Source organism: Streptomyces sp. NBC_01317 (assembly GCF_035961655.1).
Lineage (GTDB): Bacteria > Actinomycetota > Actinomycetes > Streptomycetales > Streptomycetaceae > Streptomyces.
The window spans coordinates 7,440,792-7,464,123 of sequence record NZ_CP108393.1 but is presented as its reverse complement, the minus strand read 5'-3'; the positions used below and the strand labels follow the sequence as shown (position 1 = coordinate 7,464,123).

Annotated in this window: 5 protein-coding genes; all 5 read right to left on the bottom strand. The window is 69.2% G+C overall.

The window, feature by feature from the left end:
* Window positions 1–23: 23 nt before the first annotated feature.
* A complete protein-coding gene (locus tag OG349_RS32280) occupies window positions 24–4,643 on the bottom strand; it encodes a non-ribosomal peptide synthetase (RefSeq protein ID WP_327237951.1) in 4,620 nt (1,539 codons plus the stop codon).
* Window positions 4,640–18,628, bottom strand: coding sequence for a non-ribosomal peptide synthetase (locus tag OG349_RS32275; protein WP_327238810.1), 13,989 nt, complete (start codon window positions 18,626–18,628; stop codon window positions 4,640–4,642). Before OG349_RS32275 ends, OG349_RS32280 begins: the two co-directional genes overlap by 4 nt.
* Window positions 18,629–18,967: 339 nt before the next feature.
* Window positions 18,968–20,179 (bottom strand): sensor histidine kinase, encoded by a 1,212-nt coding sequence (locus OG349_RS32270; RefSeq protein WP_327237950.1) that lies wholly within the window; start codon window positions 20,177–20,179, stop codon window positions 18,968–18,970.
* A gap of 97 nt (window positions 20,180–20,276) precedes the next feature.
* The gene (locus tag OG349_RS32265) at window positions 20,277–20,930 is read right to left on the bottom strand and encodes a response regulator transcription factor (protein ID WP_327238809.1); all 654 of its coding nucleotides are present in this window, start codon (window positions 20,928–20,930) and stop codon (window positions 20,277–20,279) included.
* 348 nt (window positions 20,931–21,278) lie between these two features.
* Window positions 21,279–23,318 carry an ABC transporter ATP-binding protein gene (locus OG349_RS32260; RefSeq protein ID WP_327238808.1) on the bottom strand — a complete coding sequence of 680 codons (2,040 nt, stop codon included), beginning with the start codon at window positions 23,316–23,318 and terminating at the stop codon, window positions 21,279–21,281.
* Window positions 23,319–23,332: the final 14 nt, after the last annotated feature.

Here is a 23,332-nt window from a genome sequence, read left to right as displayed (position 1 = left end):
CTCAGCGGCTTGCATCGAGATGTCTAGAAGTCGTGGTTGTTGTCGTTGCCATCGGCGAACTCGGCTTCGAGTTCGTCCACTTCGTCCTGTGCGAGGTTCAGAAGACCGAAGTCGGAGGGGGTGTGTCCGCCTGCGGTGGGGGCGTCGGTGTGGGCGGCGAGTCCGGCGAGCAGATCAGTCCAGGCCGCGCCCAACGCCTCCGCGTCGGCCGCCTCCAGGACTCCGTCCGGCCAGCTCAGCGTGAGCGTCAGCTCCGGACCCTCAACCGTGTCACGAATAACAGCACCCGCCTCGACCACATGCGTCACCGGCATATCAGGATCGGCGGAACCACCCACCGCACTCTCCCCGGCCATCTGCCACGCCCCCACCGAAGCAGAACGGCCGGACTCAGTAGCCGCAGCGAACCGACCCAGATAATTGAAACCAATCTGGGCGCGAGGAGCAGATTCGAGAACAGGCCGGGTCTCCGGGTTGAGATGAAGCAGCAGTTCGTAGCCAAGGCCGTCGCCTGGGACCTGGTGGGCCTGTTCCTTGACCACCTTCACCAGGTCGCCGGCGGCGGCTCCACCTTCGGCCGCGTCCACCAGGTCGACGTCGGTCACGTCCAGGCGTACCGGCTGCACGCTGGTGAACCACCCGACCGTCCGTGACAGATCAACGTCACCGATAGGCTCACGGCCGTGCCCCTCCACCTCCACCAGGACGCTCGCCGCTTCCGGCCGCCACCGGCCCACCGCTCCGGCCAGCGTCGACAGCAGCACCTCGTGCACACCACAGTGGAAGGCCGCCGGAGTACGGCCCACCAGTGTCGCCGCCTGCCCGGCCGGCACCGCCCACTCACGACGACGCGACGTCCCAGTCACGTCCACCGCCAGGTTCAGCGCCCGACGCCCGAGCACCGGAGCTCCCTCGCCCAACAGGGCAAGCCAACCGTCCAGTTCGGCGGCCCGCTCCGGACTCACCGCCTGTTCGGCCAGTATCCCCGCCCAGCGGCGGAAGGATGTCCCCACCGGGTCGAGTACGGCAGTACGGCCTGCGGCCACATCCTCGTACGCACGCTCCAAGTCCGGCAACAAAATCCGCCAAGACACACCATCCACCACCAGGTGATGCACCACCAGCACCAGCCGACCAACCCGACCAGGCCCCGCATCCACCCACACCACCTGAACCATCACCCCAGCCGCAGGATCCAACCGCCCCACAGCCCCACGAGCCACCCGACCCGCCACCACATCAAGGCTCTCACCACCGGCTTCGGCATCGACCCGAGTAATCAGAGCAGACGCATCCACCGAACCAGGCTCACCCACCACCAACCGGGACGCACCACCGACCCGCGCCCGCAACATGTCATGCCCGTCCAACAACACACCCACAGCACGGCCCAACACATCCAGGTCCAGATCCGCCGGAGCACCCACCACCACCCACTGCGCAAAACCCGCGCGAGCGGCCCGCTCGCCCAGCGCCCGCATGACGGGGGTCCACAGCACCTCGCCCACCCCGACGTCATCGGCAGGCTTGTCGTCCTCGCGAACAAGAGACTCCGCGATCCTCGCAAGCCGCTCAACAGTCTTCTCCTCGAAGACCTGCCGAGGAGTAATCACCAGCCCGGCCCGCCGAGCACGCGACGCCAACTGCATCGACATGATCGAGTCACCGCCCAACTCAAAGAACCCGTCGTCAGCCCCCACCCGCTCCAACCCGAGAACCTCCGCGAACAGAGCACACAACAGCTCTTCGACCCCACCCATCGGTGGCCGACTTGAAGCTCTCCCAAGGAGGTCCGGGGCGGGCAGGGCGCCCCGGTCGACCTTGCCGTTCGGTGTCAGGGGCAGGGCGTCCAGTACGAGGAGCGCGGCGGGGACCATGTACTCCGGCAGCGCCTCGGCGAGGTGCTCCCGAACCTGCCGCATGTCGATGTCCTGAGTCCGCGGTACGACGTAGCCGACGAGCTGCTTGTCGCCGGGGCCATCCTCGCGGGCCACGACAACCGCCTGGGCCACTCCCGGATGGGCGGACAGCACCGCCTCGATCTCGCCCAGCTCGATACGGAAGCCACGCACCTTCACCTGCGCGTCAGCCCGCCCGACAAACGCCAACTCCCCCTCACCGTTCCAGCGCGCCAGATCACCCGAGCGATACATCCGCTCACCCATCGCGAACGGACACGCCACAAAACGCTCCGACGTGAGATCAGGGCGCGCGACGTAACCACGAGCCAGACCCGCACCCGCCACATACACCTCCCCGGTGATGCCGGGCGGAACCGGGCGCAAGAAGGAATCCAGCACGAAGAGACGGGAGTTGGACAGCGGACGGCCGATGACAGGAGCTTCGTCCGCCGGCGTGACGTCCTCCGCCACGAGCCCGGCAGTGACCATGACGGTCGCCTCGGTCGGCCCGTACGTGTTGACCACCTTCGCCCCAGGCACCCACCGAGCCGCCAAGTCGGAGGTCAAACGCTCAGCGCCCAGCACCCAGGTGTCCACTCCAGGCACCTGCGCCGGATCCAGAACCCCGAGCAGCGAGGGCACCACACTGGCCGTGGTCACGCCGTGGGCCGCGATCATCCCCGCCAACGCACCCGGCTCCGCACGCTCCTCACCCGTCGCGATCGCCAACGTGCCACCCGACCCCAGCACCACCGCCACATCCAGAATCGCCGCGTCAAAACTGAACGAAGCGAACTGCAACGTCACCACACCAGGACCCGCACCCAACACCGGAGCCATCGCCCCCACCAGGTTCACCACACCCCGATGCCCTACCGCCACACCCTTCGGCCGACCCGTCGACCCAGAGGTATAGATCACATACGCGAGCTGGTCCGGATCGGTGACACCCGGAAGATCTTCGACCCCCGTGGTAGCCGGAACCTCCTCAAGCAACACCACACGGGCCGGCCCCGCAGGCACCCGGGCCAACGTCTCCGCCGTCGCCAACACCACACCCGCACCACTGTTCCCGATCATGTACCGCAACCGATCGGACGGATACTCAGGATCAAGCGGTACGAAAGCCCCACCGGCCTTCCACACCGCCAACTCCCCCACCACCACATCCACCCCACGCGGCAGACAAAGACCCACCACCCCCTCACGCCCCACACCCACACTCACCAAAAACCGGGCCAACCGATCCGAACGCTCATCCAACTCCCCATACGACAAAACCTCCGAGCCCGACCGAACCGCCACCGCACCCGGACACGCACGAACACGCGAGCCGAACAACTCCAACAACGACCCACCCACCACAGGCCGCCCCGTATCGTTGAACCCCCCCACCACAAGCTCCCGCTCAACCTCCCCCACCACATCAACCCGCCCCACCGCCACCAACGGATCAGCCACCACCTGCTCCAACACCCGCACCAGCCGATGCCCAATCCCCGATGCCTCCGCGAAGGAGAAGAGATCCGGCCGGTAGGTGACATGGATCTGAAGCGAGTCTCCAGGCAGAATGCCCAGCGTCAGGGGGTAGTTGGTCGACTGGGAACCTTCGAGGATGGAGACCGAAAGGGCGTCCGGAGCTGACGAGTCCGCGGATCCATGCGGGTAGCTCTCGTAGACGACGAGTGTGTCGAAGACGCTCCCGGGGCCGGCGAGTTTCTGAATCTCGGCCAGGCCCATGTGCTGGTGGGACATGAGCCGTGTCTGCCGTTGCTGAAGGTCGGCCAGCGTCTCCAGGACCGACCGCGCGCCGTCCAGCCGTACCCGTACCGGCAAGGTGTTGATGAACAGGCCGATCATCGACTCCACGCCGGGCAACTCCGGAGGTCGGCCGGCCACCGTCGCGCCGAACACCACATCCTCCCGCCCGGCCAGCCGCGCCAACACCAGCGCCCACGCACCCTGTACCACCGTGTTCACCGTCAGACCATGCGTTCGGGCCAACCCGGCCAGCTCGGCGCTGGTTTCGGAGCTGAGCTCGACCGTCACCTCTCCGGGTAGTACGGCGGTACGCGTCGCGTCGGAGGGAGCGATGAGCGTCGACTCTTCGATACCGGCCAGCTCCGCCCGCCATGCGGTTCGTGCGGCTTCCTTGTCCTGGTGGTCGAGCCACGTCAGGTACTCGCCGTACGAGTGCGCCCGTCCGAGTCCGCCGGTGGCACCTTCGGCCGCGTAGATCGCCGAAAGTTCACTCAGCAGGACGGGCATCGACCAGCCGTCCATCAGAAGGTGGTGGGTCGTCATCACGAGGCGATGACGGTCGTCGGCTAGCCGGATCAGGACCAGGCGCAACAGCGGCGGCACGGTCAAGTCGAGTCGCTGGGCCCGTTCCCGTCCGGCGAGTTCGTCGATGCGCGCCGCTACCTCGGACTCGGGCAGATCCGAGAGATCGGTCTCGCACCAGGGCAGGGCGACCTCACGCATGATGAGCTGCACCGCCTCGCCAGACCCCCGACGGTGGAAGCTGGCCCGCAGGGTGGCATGGCGCCTGAGCAGGGCCTCCCAGGATGCCCGGAGCCGCGCGGCGTCCAAGGGGCCGTCAACGGCGAGCACAAACTGCACACCGTAGATGTCCGGCCCCTGGTCGTCGTAGGCCGCGTGGAAGAGCAGCCCTTCCTGCAACGGCGACAGCGGCCATACCTCCGCCAGGGCCGACTTTTGGGCACCACGGGTTGATGTCACTGGGAGAGCCCTCCTTCGAGGCGTGCGGCAATCGCTTCAAATTCGTCGACTTCGTCCTGTACGAGGCGCAGGAGCCCGAAGTCGGAAGGGGTGTGTCCGCCGGCGGCGGGAGCGTCCGTGTGAGCGGCCAGGCCGGACAGCATGTCCATCCATGCCTCGCCCAGCGCCTCCACGTCGTCCCCGTCGAGAAGGCCCTCCGGCCAGCTGAGGCTGAACGTCAACTCCGGCCCCCGCGCGGTGTCGCGGATGACGGCACCGGCCCCCAGCGCGTACGCCGCCGGCATGTAGGGGTCGGCGGAACCGCCGACCGCGCTCTCCCCCGCCATCTGCCACGGCCGGGCCGGCCCCGCCTCCACTGAGGCCGCGGCGAAGCGGCCCAGGTAGTTGAAACCGATCTGCGCGCGCGGTGCGGAGGCGAGGACAGCGCCGGTCTGCGGATTGAGATGGCGCAGGAGTTCGTAGCCCATCCCGTCACCGGGCACGGTCCGGATCTGTTCCTTGACCGCTTTCAGCAGGTCACCAGCTGCGGCCCCGCCCCCGGCCGCGTCCATCAGGTCGACGTCGGTCACGTCCATCCGTACCGGCTGCACGCTGGTGAACCAGCCGACCGTCCGTGACAGATCGACGTCACCGATCGGCTCACGGCCGTGCCCCTCGATGTCCACGAGCACGCTCACCGCTTCCGGCCGCCACCGGCCCACCGCCCCGGCCAGCGTCGACAGCAACACCTCATGCACACCACAGTGGAACGCCACCGGAGTCCGCCCCGCCAGAGTCGCTGCCTCCCCGGCCGGCACCACCCACTCCCGACGACGCAACGTCCCCGCCACATCCACCGCCGGATCCAACGGCCGACGACCAAGCACTGGATCGTGCTCGCCCAACACACTCAACCAGGGCTCGAGTTCGGCCACCCGCTCCGGACTCATCGCCTGCTCGGCCAACACCCCGGCCCACCGGCGGAACGACGTCCCCACCGGCTCCAGCACCGCCGCACGCCCCACCGCCAGATCCCCATACGCACGCTCAAGATCCGGCAGGAGGATCCGCCACGACACCCCGTCCACCACCAGGTGATGCACCACCAGCACCAGCCGGCCAACCAGGCCCGGCCCCGCATCCACCCACACCACCTGAACCATCACCCCAGCCGCAGGATCCAACCGCCCCACAGCCCCACGAGCCACCCGACCCGCCACCACATCCAAACCCTCGACGCCCACCTCAACCCGAGTAATCAGACTCGCGGCATCCACCGACCCTGGCTCGCCCACCACCAGCGTCAACGCACCACCGACCACCCGCGCCCGCAACATGTCATGCCCGTCCAACAACACACCCACAGCACGGCCCAACACATCCGGGTCCAGATCCGCCGGAGCACCCACCACCACCCACTGCGCGAACCCCGACCCCACCACCCGCTCGCCCAGCACCCGCATCACAGGCGTCCAGGGCACCTCGCCCACCCCTATGTCTCCGGCAAGGGGCGTCTCAGCCGCGCCGGAAGCGCTGATCGTTTCCGCCAACCGCTCGACGGTCTTCTCCTCGAAGACCTGCCGAGGAGTAATCACCAGCCCGGCCCGACGAGCACGCGACGCCAACTGCATCGACATGATCGAATCGCCACCCAGCTCAAAGAACCCGTCGTCAGCCCCCACCCGCTCCAGTCCAAGAACCTCCGCGAACAACCCACACAACAACTCCTCGACCCCACCCACCGGCGCCCGCCCCACCGCTCGTTCGGCGATGGCGGGGTCAGGGTCGGGGAGGGCCGCCCGGTCGACCTTGCCGTTCGACGTCAGAGGCAGGGCGTCCAGAACGACCACCAGCGCTGGGACCATGTACTCCGGCAGCCTCTCGGCAACGTGCTCGCGCACCGCCCGACCGTCCAGTGCCGGTCCGCTTCGCGCCACGTAGCCGATGAGACGGCGCGGCCCCTGGCGGTCTTCCCGTACAAGAGCGACAGCCTGGGCGACACCGGGACTGTCGGCGAGGGCGGCTTCGATCTCGCCCAGTTCGATACGGTGGCCCCGGACCTTGACCTGATGGTCGACACGGCCGACGAAGAAGAGTTGGCCGTCGTCGGTCCAGCTGACCAGGTCTCCGGTGCGGTACATCCGCTCGCCCGCCACGAACGGAGAGGCCACGAACCGGCCCGCCGTCAGACCTGAACGCCCCAGATACCCCCGCGCCAGCCCGGCGCCCCCGATGTACAACTCCCCCGCCACACCCGGCGGTACGGGAAGCAGGAAGGAGTCCAGGACGTACACACGTGTGTTGTTGATGGGCCGGCCGATCGGAGGTGTCTCTCCTCCGCTGAGGGGCCGGCTCACGGTGGAGGCGACCGTTGCCTCGGTGACACCGTACTCGTTGACCAGCTCACGGCCCTCCGCCCAGCGGCGCCGTAGTTCCCCGGACCCGGGCTCGCCACCGATGACGATGGAGCGCAGCTCGGGCAGTCGGTCCGCCGGCAGCTGCGCGAGCACCGTGGGGGTCGCGGCGACGTGGGTGACGTGTCGGGTACGCATCAGGTCGGCCAGTTCGTCACCGGAGGTGTCGTGGAGTCGTCCCGGAGCGAGGACGAGCCGTCCGCCGGCACACAGTACGGGCCAGATGTCGGCCATCGAGACGTCGAAGCTCGGTGAGACGAGCTGGAACACCGCGCTGTCCGCGTCGATCCGGTAGCGCCGGACGCGATCCGCGACAAGGTTGCTCAGGCCCGCGTGGGGGACGGCGACTCCCTTGGGTGTGCCCGTCGATCCGGACGTGTAGATCACGTACGCGGCGTGGTCGGGCCGCAGCGGAGACAACCGCTCCCCGTCCCCGATCGCGCCACCCTCCAGTTCCGCCAGCCGGGCAAGCACCGAAGGATCATCCAGTACCACCACCACGCCACCGAACCCCGCCGGCACCACGCCCCGCGTCCCCGACGTGCACACCACCACCGCCGGATCCGCATCCCCCAGCACAAACCCCACACGCTCCGCCGGATACCCCACATCCACCGGCACGAACACACCACCCGCCATCGACACCGCCAGCAACGACACCACCAACGCCACCGACCGCTCCACCACCACCCCCACCCGACACTCAGGCCCCACACCCAACCCCACCAACAACCGACCCAACCGACCCGCCCGACCCTCCAACTCCCCATACGTCAACAACTCTTCACCACCAACAACCGCCACCGCACCCGCCGACAACACCACCCGCCGCGCGAACAACTCCGGCAACACCTCCGGCACCCACGGCACCACCGTCCGATTCCACCGGTCCACCACCACCTCACGACCGGCACCACCCACCACACCGATCCGCCCCACCAACCCACCGGAATCAGACACAAACTGCTCCAACACCCCCACGAACGACGCCAACACCTCACCCGCCCGCACCCGATCGAACACATCCGGCCGATAGACGAGTTCGGCGTGGAGGCGCTCGTGTCCCGGATCCACAACAAGACTCAGCGGGTAGTGGCCCGCGTCGAGAGGGATGCCTGCGGACCGGATGGTGATGGCGTCGGGGCCGGTCACGGCATCGGTCGCGGCACGCGGGTAGTTCTCATACACCACCAACGTGTCGAAAACGGCTCCCGCACCCACCCACTGGTTGATCTCCTGCAACCCCACATGCTGATGCGACATCAACACCGACTGCCGCGCCTGAAGATCCACCAACAGGCCAAGCAAGGGCCGACCGCCGTCGAGACGCACCCGCACCGGCAGCGTATTGATGAACAACCCGATCATCGACTCCACACCCGGCAACTCCGCCGGCCGGCCGGCCACCGTCGCCCCGAACACCACATCCTCCCGACCCGCCAACCGCGCCAGAACCAACGCCCACGCCCCCTGCACCAACGTATTCACCGTCAGCCCATGCGCACGCGCCAGCTCACCCAACCCCCGCGACAACCCCTCCTCCAAAGCGAACCGCACCCGCTCCGGCACCACCACCGACCGCACCGACTCCGCAGCCACCACCAACGTCGCACCATCAACCCCCGCCAACTCCCCCTGCCAAACCTCCCGAGCAGCCCCCTTGTCCTGCTCCCCCAACCACCCCAAGTACTCCCCATACGACCCCACCACCGGCAACCCACGCCCAGAACCACCCGCCGCATACGCCGCCGACACCTCCCCCACCAACACCGGCAACGACCAACCATCCAACACAATGTGATGACTGGTAATGACCAAGCGGTGCCGGCCCTCGGCGAGCCGGATCAGGAGCAGCCGAAGCAGGGGTGGCCGGGTCAGATCGAAGCGGTGCGCCTTTTCGGCGGCGGACAGCCGCTCCACCTCGGCCGTCGCCTCGACGTCCGTCAACTCCGACACATCCGCCACGGTCCACGGCAGGACCACCCGCCCCGACACCACCTGCACCGCACCACCCCACACCGCCACACCCGGATGGAAACTCGCCCTCAACACCGGATGCCGCTCCAACACCACCCCCCACGCCAACCGCAACCGCCCCACATCCAACGGCCCCTCCACCACAAGCGACCGCTGCCCCTCATAGACGTCGGGCCCGTCCCCGTCATAAGCCGCATGGAACAACAAGCCCTCCTGCAACGGCGACAAAGGCCAGACATCCACCAGATCCGGAACCACAGCCTCAAGCTCCGCCACACCCACCTGCGACACCTCCACCAACGGGAAGTCCGACGGCGTGCGCCCGCCCGCTCCCGGGGTGTCCGTGTGCGCGGCCAGGCCCGTGAGCATCCGCATCCAGGTCTCGCCCAGTTCCGCTGCCTCGGCATCGGCCAGGACTGCTTCCGGCCAGCTCAGAGTGAGCGTCAGCTCGGGACCGTCGGCCGTGTCGCGCACGACGGCCCGTACCTCGACCACGTGGGCCACGGGCATGTCGGGGTTGGAGGAACCGGCCACGGCCGTCTCACCGGCCATCTCCCAGGCGCCCACCGCCGCCGTCCCGGTGCCGGCCGCGAACCTGCCCAGGTAGTTGAAGCCGATCAGGGGAGCCGGGGCCGCGGAGAGCACCTGCGCCGCCTCCGGGTTGAGGTGCCGGAGCAGGCCGAAGCCGAGCCCATCACCGGGTACGGCACGGGACTGCTCCTTGACCGCCTTGAGAAGGCCCCCGGCCGCCGCGCCTCCCACGGCCGCGTCCGCGAGGTCGATGCCGGTCACGTCCAGCCGTACAGGATGAATCTTGGTGAACCAGCCGACCGTACGCGACAGATCGAGGTCCCCGACCGGCTCACGTCCGTGCCCCTCCACGTCCACCAACAGGTCCGCGGCTTCCGGCCGCCACCGGCCCACCGCCCCTGCCAGCGTCGACAGCAACACCTCATGCACACCACAGTGGAACGCCACCGGGGTCCGCCCCACCAATGTGGCCGCCGCGTCTGCCGGCACCACCCACTCCTGGCGGCGCAACGTCTTGGAGACATCCACCGCCGGATCCAACTCCCGACGGCCCAGTACGGGGTCCGTGTCCCCCAACATCTCCAACCAGGAGTCCAGTTCGGCGAACCGTTCCGGGCTCTTCGCCTGCTCGGCCAACAGCCCGGCCCACCGGCGGAACGACGTCCCCACCGGCTCCAGCACCGCCGCACGCCCCGCCGCCAGATCCTCGTACGCACGCTCAAGATCCGCCATGAGGATCCGCCACGACACCCCGTCCACTGCCAGGTGATGCACCACCAGCACCAGCCGACCCACGCGGCCCGGCCCCGCATCCACCCACACCACCTGAACCATCACCCCAGCCGCGGCATCCAACCGCCCCACAGCCCCACGAGCCACCCGCCCCGCCACCACATCAAGGCCTTCACCACCGGCATCGACCCGAGTGATCAGAGCAGACGCATCCACCGACCCCGGCTCGCCCACCACCAGCGTCAACGCACCACCGACCACCCGCGCCCGCAACATGTCATGCCCGTCCAACAACACACCCACAGCACGGCCCAACACATCCAGGTCCAGATCCGCCGGAGCGCCCACCACCACCCACTGGGTGAACCGCGCCCCTACGATCCGCTCTCCCAAAGCCTTCATGACGGGGGTCCACGGCACCTCGCCCACCCCGACGTCACCGGCGGGCTTGCTGTCCTCACGAACAAGAGACTCCGCGACCCTCGCAAGCCGCTCGACGGTCTTCTCCTCGAAAACCTGCCGAGGAGTAATCACCAGCCCGGCCCGACGAGCACGCGACGCCAACTGCATCGACATGATCGAGTCGCCACCCAGCTCGAAGAAGCCGTCGTCAGCCCCCACCCGCTCCAACCCGAGAACCTCCGCGAACAGAGCACACAACCGCTCCTCGACCCCACCCACCGGCGCCCGCCCCGACACCCGGCCGGCAAAGTCCGGCTCAGGCAGAACACCACGGTCCACCTTCCCGTTCACAGTCAACGGCAGAGCATCCAGAACAACCACCACCGCCGGAACCATGTACTCCGGCAGAACCCCCGCCACATACGCACGCACCGCCGAGGGATCAACACCGGAACCCTCCGACACCACATACCCGACAAGCCGCTTCTCCCCGGACCCGTTCTCAATCGGGAGCCCGCCCCCTGCGCCGGCGGCCCCGCCATCTCCGGCCCCGACATCCCTGGCCACAACCACGGCCTGCCCGACGCCCGGATGGGCGGACAACACCGCCTCCACCTCGCCGAGTTCCACCCGGAAACCCCGGACCTTCACCTGGGCGTCCGCCCTGCCGACGAAGACCAGATCACCGTTCCCGGTCCACCGCACCAGGTCCCCGGTGCGGTACATCCGCTCACCCGGCACGAACGGGGAGGCCACAAACCGGCCCGCCGTCAACCCCGAACGCCCCAGATACCCCCGCGCCACCCCGGCGCCGACGACGTACAGCTCCCCCGCCAGCCCGGCGGAGACCGGCCGCAGGAAAGAGTCCAGGACGAAGGTGCGCATGTTGTCGAGCGGCTTGCCGATGGGCACGGCCGACGGCACGGGGGTCATCGGTTCGAGGCGGTGGGAAGTGGCGAAGGTGGTGGTCTCGGTCGGGCCGTATCCGTCCACGACGACCAGACCGGGGCATGCCTCCCGTACCCGCAGGACCGCTTCGGCCCGGACCGCGTCGCCACCGGTCCACACCTCGCGCAGCCCGCGCAGGCAGCCCGGGTCGTCCTGGGCGAACAGGTGGAACAGGGCGGCGGTGAGCCACATCGCGGTGATTCCGTGCCGGTCGATCCACTCGCGCGCGAGTGCCGGGGTCAGAACGCCCGGTGGGGCCATCACCGCGCGCCCACCCCGGAGGAGAGGCACCCACAGCTCGTACGTTGAGGCGTCGAAAGTCTGCGCGGAATGGACCAGGACGCTCTCGTGCCCCTGCGCGAAGCGGCTGTCGTGCGCGAGCGCCACCACGTCTGCGTGCGTGACCACCACGCCCTTGGGTACGCCGGTCGACCCGGAGGTGTACATCACGTACGCCACGTCACGCGCCGTCACCCGCGCCTCGCCGCTGTCACCCAGGCCGGACGCGGCGGGCTCCCCGGTCTCCGCGAGCAGCGTTCCGGCCGGTACCGCGTCAGCGAAGGCGGACGTGTCCGCCGTATGCGGCCCGGACACGCTCAGCACCGTGTCCTCCAGCATCAACCGCACACGGCGCTCCGGCCAGTCCGGGTCCACCGGTACGTAACCCGCGCCCGCCTGGAGCACTCCCAGTACCACGGCCATGTAGTCCGCCGAACGCTCCAGCGCTACCCCGACCAGGTCGCCGCGGCGCACCCCCCGGGCGGTGAGTCCGCGGGCCACCCGATCGGCGGCCGAGGCAAGTCGGGCGTACGTCCACACGCGGTCCGTCTCGATCACGGCCACCGCGTCCGGGGTGCGCGCCACCTGGGCGCGGAACAGCTCCGGCAGAGAGCCGGAGGGCATCGGGCGCGCGGTGGCGTTCCACTCCTCGGTGACCCGGCGCCGCTCGCCTCCGTCCATGAGCGTGAGGCGGCCGACAGGCGTGTGCGGGTGAGCGGCCAACTGCTCCAGGGCGTGCAGGAAGCGGCCGAGGAGGGCTTCCGCGGCGGGCCTGTCGAGGATGTCCGTGCCATAGGAAAGGCGGAGGCGGAGCCCGTCGAGCGGGTCGGCCACCAGCACGACGGGGTAGTTGACCGACTCGCGCATCCAGGCCTCGGTGAGCATCACACCCTCGGGGGCCTGGCCGTCGGTTCCCGAGGCGGTCGCGGGGTTCATCCGGGACGGGTAGTTCTCGAACGCGAGGAGTGTGTCGAAGCCGGAGCCGGGTCCGGCGAGGCGGTGGATGTCGCTGAGACGCAGGGTCTGGTGGTCGAGCAGCGCCGACTGGTGTGCCTGGAGGTCGGTCAGGGTGTCGGTGACGGTCCGTTCCGGGGCGAGGGGGACCCGTACGGGAACGGTGTTGATGAACAGCCCGAGCATGTTCTCCATGCCGGGCAGTTCGGCGGGCCGGCCCGCCACGGAGGCGCCGAAGACCACGTCGTCACGGCCGGTCAGCTGGCCGACGACAAGGGCCCACGCGGTCTGGACGACGGTGTTCAGGGTCACGCCCAGGCTTCGGGTCAACGCACCGAGGGCCTCGAAGAGGTGGTGCGGCGCCTCGCCGGAAACCGTCTCGGACGTGGCTCCGGGGTCGTCCCGGTCGGCGGGAGCGACCAACGTCGGCTCCTCAAGGCCCGCCAGTTCCGCGCGCCAGGCCTCCCGGGCCGCTTCCTGGTCCTGCCGCGCCAGCCAGGACAGGTAGGTCCCCTCGGAGGTCACCGGGGGCAGACCGGCCGCACTGCCGCCCGCCGCGTAGCAGGCCCACAGTTCGCGGCGCAGGACGGGCAGCGACCAGCCGTCGAGTACGAGGTGGTGCAGCGTCACCAGCATGCGGTGGCGGTCGGGCCCGGTCTTGACCAGCAGTACCCTCAGCAGGGGCGGCCGCGCCACGTCGAAGCGGTGTGCGCGTTCCTCGATCGCGACGCGTTCCGATTCCGCCCAGGCGTCGGCTTCATCCCGACCTGACAGGTCCTCCTCCCGCCAGGGCAGCACGACCTCGTCCACCACGACCCTCACCGGTCGCTCCACCCCGGCGACCTGGCGGAATCCCGCCCGCAGGGTCGGGTGCCGGTCCAGGAGGGCTTGCCAGGAAGCCCGCAGTACGCCGGTGTCCAACGGGCCTTCGAGGCCGAGGACCATCTGCTCGACGTACACGTCCGTGGCCTGCTCGTCGTAGAGGGCGTGGAACAGCAGTCCTTCCTGGAGCGGTGCGAGCGGCCAGACGTCGACAAGCCCGTCGACTGCGGATTCCAGCGCCTCGACCTGGTGCTGTTCGAGCGCCACCAACGGGAAGTCGGACGGGGTACGGCCGCCGCCGCTGAATCGGGTGACGTGCGCGGCCAGACCGGCGAGCATCGCCGCCCAGCCCTCCGTGAGGGCGCGTGCCGCCGCTTCGTCCAGCAGGCGGCCGGGCGCGGCGACGGTCAGGGTGAGTTCGGGGCCATCGGCGCGGTCGCGCACCTCGCCCATCGCTTCTACCGCGTGCATGACGGGGAACTTTCCGCCGGAGCCGGCGGTGAGGGCGAGTTCAGCGGTCGGCGTCCAGGGGGGCGTGTCCGTGGGTGTGCTGGTGGAGGTGCCCGGCGTGGTGACGGTGGAGGTACCTGCGGAGGTGCCGGGGGCGGTACCCACGGGGGTGCCCGCCGTAGACCTGCCCAGGTAGTTGAAGCCGATCTGCGCCGACGGCAGTTCCGCGAGTACGGCCCTGGTCTCGGGGTTGAGATACCGGAGCAGGCCGTGCCCAAGACCGTCGCCGGGGACCGCCCGCAGCTGCTCCTTGACGAGCTTCAGCGCCCGGCCGACTGCCGGACCGCCGGACCGGAACTCGGCCGCGTCGGCCCTCCCGAGGTCGAGCCGGACCGGGTGTGCGCCGGTGAACCACCCCACCGTGCGCGACAGGTCCATTCCCTCCGTCAGCGGCTCCCGCCCGTGGCTCTCCACGTCCACCAGCAGCCCGCCGTCCTCCGAGCGCCCGTCCTTCGGGTTTGCGTTGCCCCGGTCCGCCTCCCCCGAGTCCACGTTCCGGGCGCCCTGCCACTCGGCAACTGCCGCGCCCAACGCGGTCAGGAGGACGTCGTCAATGCCGGCCCGGAAGGCGGCCGGTACGGCGGTCAGCAGCGCGGACGTCACCTCCGACGGCACTGTCACGGAGACCCGACGCACGGTGGCGACGAGATCACGGGTGGGGTCGACCGGCTGCTCGGTGAGGGGGCGCTCGGATGAGCCGAGCAGGCGCGCCCACCGCGGAAGCTCCGCCAACCGGGCCTCTCCGGAGGCCTGTTCGGCCAAGCGTCGTGACCAGTGCCGGAACGACGTCGGCACCGGCAGCGTCACGGGTTCGCGCCCGGCCGCCAACTCCTCGTAGGCGTGGGCAAGACCGGGCAGCAGCACTCGCCACGACACCGCGTCGACCACAAGGTGGTGTGCGGTCATCAGCAGCCGACCGGGCACGTGCGGCCCGCAGTCGAGCCACACCACCTGTGCCACGGTCCCGGAGAACGGATCCAGCCGGTCCACGGCGGCTTCTATCTGCCGCTCCATCACGTGATCGAGGTCGGCGGAGGTCACCTCGACGCGGCGGACCCATGCCATGGCGGAGACGGTCCCCGGCTCGGCCACCACCAGCCGCTGCGGCTCGGTCTCCGTCTCCAGCCGGGCGCGCAACATGTCGTGGTGGTCGACGATCGCCTGGACTGCTCGGACCAGCGTGTCGTACCGCAGGCCGGGCGGGGTGGACAAGGCGCCGGACTGTACGACCTGGCTCAGGCGGTCGAGGCCGACCCGGTCGATCAGTTCCCGCATGACCGGCGTCAGCGGCACGTCGCCCACGCCCGGATCACCGCCGCCCACCGGTACGTCCCGGGCGAGAACGGCCACGGCTGCCAGCGACGCGGGGGTACGACGCTCGAACACCTGGCGGGCGGTAATGGCCAGCCCGGCCCGCCGGGCGGCGGACACCAGCATCATCGACATGATCGAGTCGCCGCCCAGCTCGAAGAAGCCGTCGTCGGCGCCCACGCGCTCCAGCCCGAGGACTTCGGCGAACAGCGCACAGAGCAGCTCCTCGACCACACCCGCCGGGGCACGACCGCCGGCGGCTTCACCACGACCGGGGGCAGGCAGGGCGGAGCGGTCGACCTTCCCGTTCGGGGTCAGGGGCAGCGCGTCCAGCGTCACGAACACCGCCGGCACCATGTACTCCGGCAACCGCTCACCCGCGAACGCCCGGAGGTCACCGACGGACAGTGCCGTCCCGTCGGCCGCGACCACGTAGCCGACGAGTTGCTTGTCGCCGGGCCCGTCCTCGCGGGCCACAACAACCGCCTGACCGACGGCGGGATGGGCGGAGAGGACCGCCTCGATCTCGCCCAGCTCGATACGGAAACCACGCACCTTCACCTGCGCGTCGGCCCGCCCGACGAACGCCAACTCCCCCTCACCGTTCCAGCGCGCCAGATCACCCGAGCGATACATCCGCTCACCGGTAACGAACGGACACGCCACAAAACGCTCCGACGTGAGATCAGGGCGGGCAACGTAACCACGAGCCAGCCCCGCACCCGCGACATACACCTCCCCGGTGATGCCCGGCGGAACCGGACGCAAGAAGGAATCCAGCACGAAGAGACGGGAGTTCGACAGCGGACGGCCGATGACAGGAGCTTCGTCCGCCGGCATGACGTCCTCCGCCACAAGCCCGGCAGTGACCATGACGGTCGCCTCGGTCGGCCCGTACGTGTTGACCACCTTCGCCCCAGGCACCCACCGGGCAGCGAGATCCGCGGTCAGGCGCTCTGCGCCTAACACCCAGGTCTTCACTCCCGACACCTGCTCGGGATCCAGAACCCCGAGGAGAGAGGGCACCACGCTGGCCGTGGAGACGCCGTGGGCCGCGATCATCCCCGCCAACGCACCCGGCTCCGCACGCTCCTCACCCGTCGCGATCGCCAACGTGCCACCCGAACCCAGCACCACCGCCACATCCAGGATCGCCGCATCAAAACTGAACGAAGCGAACTGCAACGTCACCACACCAGGACCCGCACCCAACACCGGAGCCATCGCCCCCACCAGGTTCACCACACCCCGATGCCCCACCGCCACGCCTTTGGGCCGACCCGTCGACCCAGAGGTATAGATCACATACGCGAGCTGGTCCGGATCCGTCACACCCGGCAACACGACCGGATCAGGCGCAGCAGGGACTTCCTCAAGCAGAACAACGCGGGCCGGCCCCGCAGGCACCCGGGCCGACGTCTCCGCCGTCGCAAGGACCACACCCGCACCACTGTTCCCGATCATGTACCGCAACCGATCGGACGGATACTCAGGATCAAGCGGCACGAAAGCCCCACCGGCCTTCCACACCGCCAGCTCCCCCACCACCACATCCACCCCACGCGGCAGGCACAGACCCACCACCCCTTCACGCCCCACACCCACACTCACCAGGAATCTGGCCAACCGGTCCGAACGCTCGTCCAACTCCGCATACGACAAAACCTCCGAGCCCGACCGAACCGCCACCGCCCCCGGACACGCACGAACATGCGAGCCGAACAACTCCAACAACGACCCACCCACCACAGGCCGCCCCGTATCGTTGAACCCCCCAACCACAAGCTCCCGCTCAACCTCCCCCACCACATCAACCCGCCCCACCGCCACCAACGGATCAGCCAGCACACGTTCCAGGAAGTGGAGGAAGGAGGCGTGGGCGGAGTGGAGCCACCGGGCGTCGTACAGGCGGGAATTGGCTTCGAAGGTGACGCGCATTCCGTCGTCGTCCGACCAGCCGCTCACCAGGACGCCGAATTCTTCGACGCGCCGGTTCGACCGCTCCTGCACGACGGCCCTGTGCTCACCGAAGCGGAGGGTTTCGCCGATCGGCATGATGTTGACGTACGGGCCGAACTGCCAGCGAATGCCCGTGGGCCAGCCGGCCGTCCGGCGCAGCCACTCGCCGCGGAAGCGCTGGTGCTCGACCAGGCCGCCGACTTCCCGCTCGGCGAGCCGGGCGAGTTCGACGAGTGTGGTGTCGGCGGTCACGGGGAGGCGGACCGGGAGCACGTTCGCGGTCGTCACCGGGGTTCGTCGTGCCTGTGCGGTGGTGCGGACCGAGACCGGGAGGCTGAGGAGGGCCTCGTCCGTGCCGCCGAGCCGGCTCGTGAAAGCGGCGACGGCCGCGACGACCAGGCGGGGCCAGCTCACCTTGGTCAGAGCGGCGGCCCGGTGCAAGGCCTCGACCGAGGCGGGAGGCAGGTGGCCCGTTCGCCGGAGGACTTCGTCGGGCCCGTCGGAGCGCTGCCCCGGGATGCTCACGGGTTCGGGCCGGTCCGCGAAGTGGTCGGTCCAGTACTGGAGGTCGTTGTTGTACTCGTCGGAGGCGCGGTAGTCGGACTCCTGCCGTCGTAGTTCGCGGAGAGGCGCGTGACCGGGGGGCAGGCAGGTGTCACCGTTCAGGAGGGCTGTGTAGATCTTCGCCACGCGGCGGCCGATGAGTGAGCAGCCGTACGCGTCCATCAGCAAGTGGTTGTAACGCTGGAACCAGCCGTAGCGGTCGGGGGCGAGACGGAGGAGGGCATGGGAGAAGAGCCGACTCTCGGTGGGGTCGCCGACCTGGTGCAGTTCCGCCCGCATCCATGTTTCTGCGGCTTCGTCGGGGTCGCTCTCCGCGCTGAGGTCCACGAGAAGCATGGCCCCGTGTTCCTCTCCTGTCCCGGGATCGCCGGCGAACCGCTGTACGACGCGGTCGCCGTCTGCCACGAGTTTCACGCGCAGGATCTCCGTCTCCGCGACGGCCTGCCGCAAAGCCCGCTCGAAGAGTTGGCGATCGACGGCGCCGGCGATTTCGATGTACTGGCCGACGTTGTAGAGGCGACGCGAGTCTTCCATGCGCTGCGCCAGCAGAATTCCCTCTTGGGAATGGAAGAGTGGCAGTTCGTAATCAGCCTGACCGTTCATCATTCCCCCGGGCCTGAAATTCCGAGCAGGGCGCGATCCGTGCGATCCGCGTAATCCGTCTGTCGCGGATGAGCAATTCGTGTCTGGTGTCGATAACGGGCATGATCCAGCCCGGGTTCATGCTCTCACGGACATTTGCTGGGCGACAGTGTGTACGGATCGGGGCTTGGGGAATGGTGTCCAACCGACTGTTTTTCTCGGTTGGACACGCCGTCGGAGAACCAATGGGACACACCGTTGGACACGTCAAAGGCGCTCAGCCCGCGGGCATGCGAAAAGAGCCCGCCTGCGACACTTCACAGGCGGGCGCTTATGGCGTAAGGGAGTTCTTCGGTCCGCTCAGTCCACTCGGGCGGCTGGTTTGCGGACCGTCTGGTGCCCGGTGCCGTTCGGGAGAGCGCGGACGCGTTTCGGGAAGAAGGCTTGCATCATCAGGCCGCCTCCGGGGCGGGCGCGGGCCACAAGTTCGGCCCCGTGCGCGGTGACGATGGCCCGGACGATGGAGAGGCCGAGGCCGTGGTGGCCGTCGTCCGGCGTGCGGACGAGCCGCTGGAAGGGTTCCAGGAGGCGCTCGACCTGCTCGGGCGGGATCTCGTTGCCGGAGTTGGAGACGGCGACGAAGGGGCGGCCGGAGCGTGCGGTGCCGGTGGTGATCTCCACGCGGCCGCCGGGCACGTTGTAGTCGATGGCGTTGTCGAGGAGGTTGGCGACCAGGCGCTGGATGAGGGCGGGGTCGCCGGAGATACCCGTCGGCCGGATGTCCGCCACCAGCCGCAGTCCGCGCCGGTCGATCTCCCCGTCGAAGGAGAGCAGGACGTCCTCGGCGAGCGCCGCCAGGTCCAGCGGTTCGGGCTGTTCCACGCCGCGTTCGCTGCTGGAGAGGGTGAGCAGTGACTCCAGGAGGCGCGCCTGCTGCCTGCTGATGACGAGCAGGCGGTCGAAGGTGCCCCGGAAGGTGTCGACCGTGGCCTCGTCGTCCATGAGGGCTTCTTCCAGCAGCGCGTGTTCCAGGGTGAGCGGGGTGCGCAGTTCGTGGGCGGCATTGGCGACGAACCGTTTGTGGGACTCCAGGGCGGTCTGTAGCCGGCCCAGAAGCCCGTCCACGGTGTCCGCGAGATCCTTGAGTTCGTCGGAGGGGCCCTTGGCGTCGAGGCGCTCGTGCACGTTGCGCGCGGAGATCTGGCGGATGGTGGAGGTCATGGTGCGCAGGGGGCGTACGAGGCGGCCCGCGACCAGCCAGCTGAGCACGATGGAGATGCCGGCCATGATCGCCAGAGCTATCCCGGACTGCACGAGGAGGTGGTGCATCTCCATCGCGTGCTGCCGTACGGCCTGTTCGCTCAGCTCCCGGGCGACACCCTCGGCCCAGGGAGGGGGCCGGCCGGGCAGGGTCTCCCCGCCGCCCGTGCCGTCGGGCAGGGGCAGCCGGGTGGCGCCCTGGTTGAAGATGGTGATGTTGCCCTTGCGGCGGGAGACCAGGAAGTACGTGATGGCGAGCAGCCCGGCGCCGGAGGCGACGAAGAGCAGACCGAACAGCAGCGTGAGCCGCATACGGACGCGTCGGGGCAGCAGGCGTGCCGGAACACCGGCGGGGACCGGTCGGATCAGGCGGGGCAAGGGGGGCAGGCGGAACAGCCGCATCGGCATCTCAGATCCGGTAGCCGCCGCGCGGGACGGTCTCGATCAGGGGCGGTGACCCGAGCTTCGGCCGTAACCGGTTCACGGTGGTCTTGACGGTGTTGGTGAAGGGGTCGGCGGCTTCGTCCCAGACACGTTCGAGGAGTTCTTCCGCGGAGACGGGTCGGCCCTGGGCAGCCAGCAGGCATTCGAGGACCGCGAACTCCTTGGGGGTGAGCCGCAGCGGGAGGCCCGCCCGGGTGGCGACCCGGCGGGCGGGGTCGAGGCTCAGGTCGCCGTGGACCAGGACGGGGGGCAGTGCCTGTTCGGGGCGGCGCGCGACGGCGCGGATACGCGCGACGAGTTCGGCGTACGCGAAAGGCTTGGGCAGGTAGTCGTCCGCCCCACGGGTGAGTCCCGCCACCCGGTCGGCGATCGTGGTGGACGCCGTCAGCATCAGGACGCGGGCCCTGTGCTCCTGAGCCACGAGCACGGCGCACACCTCGTCGCCGTGGACCTTGGGAAGGTCCCGGTCCAGCACGACGACGTCGTAGTCGACGACCGTCGCTCGTTCGAGCGCGTCGGCTCCGTCGTGGGAGACGTCGACCGCCATTCCCTCGCGGCGCAGTACGCGCGCCACCGATGCCGCGAGTTCGGCATGGTCTTCGACGACGAGAACCCTCAACTCTTCACCCCCGGCGCGGCGCTTCATGGCAGGGAGGCCGGGCGGCACAGGCTGTTCATGCTGGTCAGCCTGCCCGGACCATGGTCACACCCCGGTCACAGCGTCCGCGTGTCAGTTCTGCGTGGTCGGCTTCCCCGTGGTCGGCCCGTACGTCTTCCGCGTGGTCGGCCCGTATGTCCTTCAGGGTAGGGCCGGGCTCTGTACCACGGCCCGGTTTTCCCATTTGTGGCCACTTCCCTCATGGTGTCTCCCGCATCCGCCTCCCACCGTGCACGGCACGGTGTCCGGAACGCGGCGTGCGCGTTCCGGACACCGTGCCGACGCGCGGGGCGCCCTGTTCCGTACGGCTCACCGCTGTACCGGAGGGGGTCCGCCGAGAATCATCGGGGCGGGCCCCGAACCCGGCGGCGGGAGGGGTGGGAGCGGGTCGGCGCCTCCGCCGCCGAAGGACTGCGGCCCGACGGCCGGCTGCGGGACCGGCCTTACGTACCCGTTGCCGCGGCCGTTGCCCGCGAACTGGGTGCGGTACAGCTCCGCGTAGAGGCCGCCGAGTTCGAGCAGTTCCTCGTGGGTTCCCTGCTCCTGGACCCGGCCCTTGTCGATGACGAGGATCTGGTCGGCGTCGCGGATCGTGGAGAGCCGGTGCGCGATGACCAGGGAGGTCCGGCCGATGAGCGCGGTCTTCAGGGCCCGTTGCAGAGCGGCCTCCGATTCCGAGTCGAGGTGCGCGGTGGCCTCGTCCAGGACGACGACGGGCGGGGCCTTGAGCAGCAGCCGGGCCATTGCCATACGTTGCTTCTCGCCGCCGGAGAGGCGGTAGCCGCGGTCGCCGACGACGGTGTCGAATCCGTCGGGCAGCGACTCGATCAGGTCCCAGATCTGTGCCGCCCGGCACGCCTCGACGAGCATGGGCTCGGTGGCGTCGGGGCGTGCGTACAGCAAATTCTGACGGATGGTCAGGTGGAACATGTGTGCGTCCTGGGTGACCATGCCGACGGTGTCGTGCAGGGAGGCCAGGGTGAGATCGCGCAGGTCCTGGCCTCCGATACGGACCGTTCCCTCGACCGGGTCGTACAACCGCGGTACCAGGTGCGTGATGGTGGTCTTGCCCGCGCCAGAGGGTCCGACCAGCGCGGTGAGCTTGCCGGCCGGCACGGTGAAGCTGAGGTTTCGCAGGGTCCAGGAGTCGTCCACGCGTTCCGCGGAGGGCAGGGCGATCGATTCGAGCGAGGCGAGAGAGACCTCCCGGGCACGGGGATAGCGGAAGGACACGTTGTCGAACTCGATGTCCGGGGCGCTGCCGGTGCCGGCGCCGAAGGCGGGCAGGGCGCGGGCTCCCTGCTTCTCCGCGATGAGCGGCTTCAGGTCGAGGACCTCGAACAGCCGGTCGAAGCTGACCAGGGCGGTCATCACGTCGGCCTGGGCGTTGGAGAGTTGGGTGATCGGGGTCATCAGGCGGGTGAGCAGCGTCGCGAGTGCCACCAGGGTGCCGATGTAGAACGACCCCTCGATGACGAGCTTGCCACCGACGCCGTAGACCGCGGCCGTGGCCAGTGATCCCAGGAGCATCATCGACAGGAAGAGCATCTTGCCGTGGACGGCGGTCCGGATGCCGAGGTCGCGGCCCCGGCCCGCCTGTTCCGCGTAGAGGCCGGCCTCGGTGTCGGGGCGACCGTAGAGCTTGGCCAGCAGAGCCCCCGTCACGTTGAACCGCTCGTTCATCAACGAGCCCATCTCGGCGTTGACCTGCATGTGGGACCGCATGAGGTGTTGCAGCCTGCGTCCGATGATCTTTCCGGGGAGGATGAACAGCGGGACGATCACCAGGCCGATCAGAGTGATCTTCCAGGACAGCAGGAACATCGTCACCAGGACGAAGACCAGGGTCAGCCCGGCGGAGACGACGGTCGACAGCAGGGTGGTCAGCGCGCGCTGGGCGCCTACGACGTCCGTGTTGAGCCGGCTGACCAGGGCGCCGGTCTGGGCCCTGGTGAAGAACGCGAGCGGCTGGCGCTGTACGTGGTCGAAGACTTCGGTGCGCAGCTCGTAGATGAGGCCCTCGCTGACGCGGGCCGAATACCAGGTCTCCGCCCATCCCACGACCAGTCCGACCACCGCGAGCGCGCCGATCCCCATCGCGAGCCACATCACGAGAGACGTGTCGCGTTTCACGATGCCGTCGTCGATGAGGTACTTGAACATCACGGGGGGCGCCACGGTGATGGCGGCGTTCAGGGTCGTGATGAGCAGGAGCAGACCGATGCTGGACCGGTACGGCCGGGTGTAGGGCAGGATGCGTCCGGCCGTACCGGGTTTGACGCGTTGTCGGGCTCCGGACGAATCCGGCCCCACTCCGCCGAATGTCACCGGCCCGGAGCCGCCGATCATGGACACAGGAATCT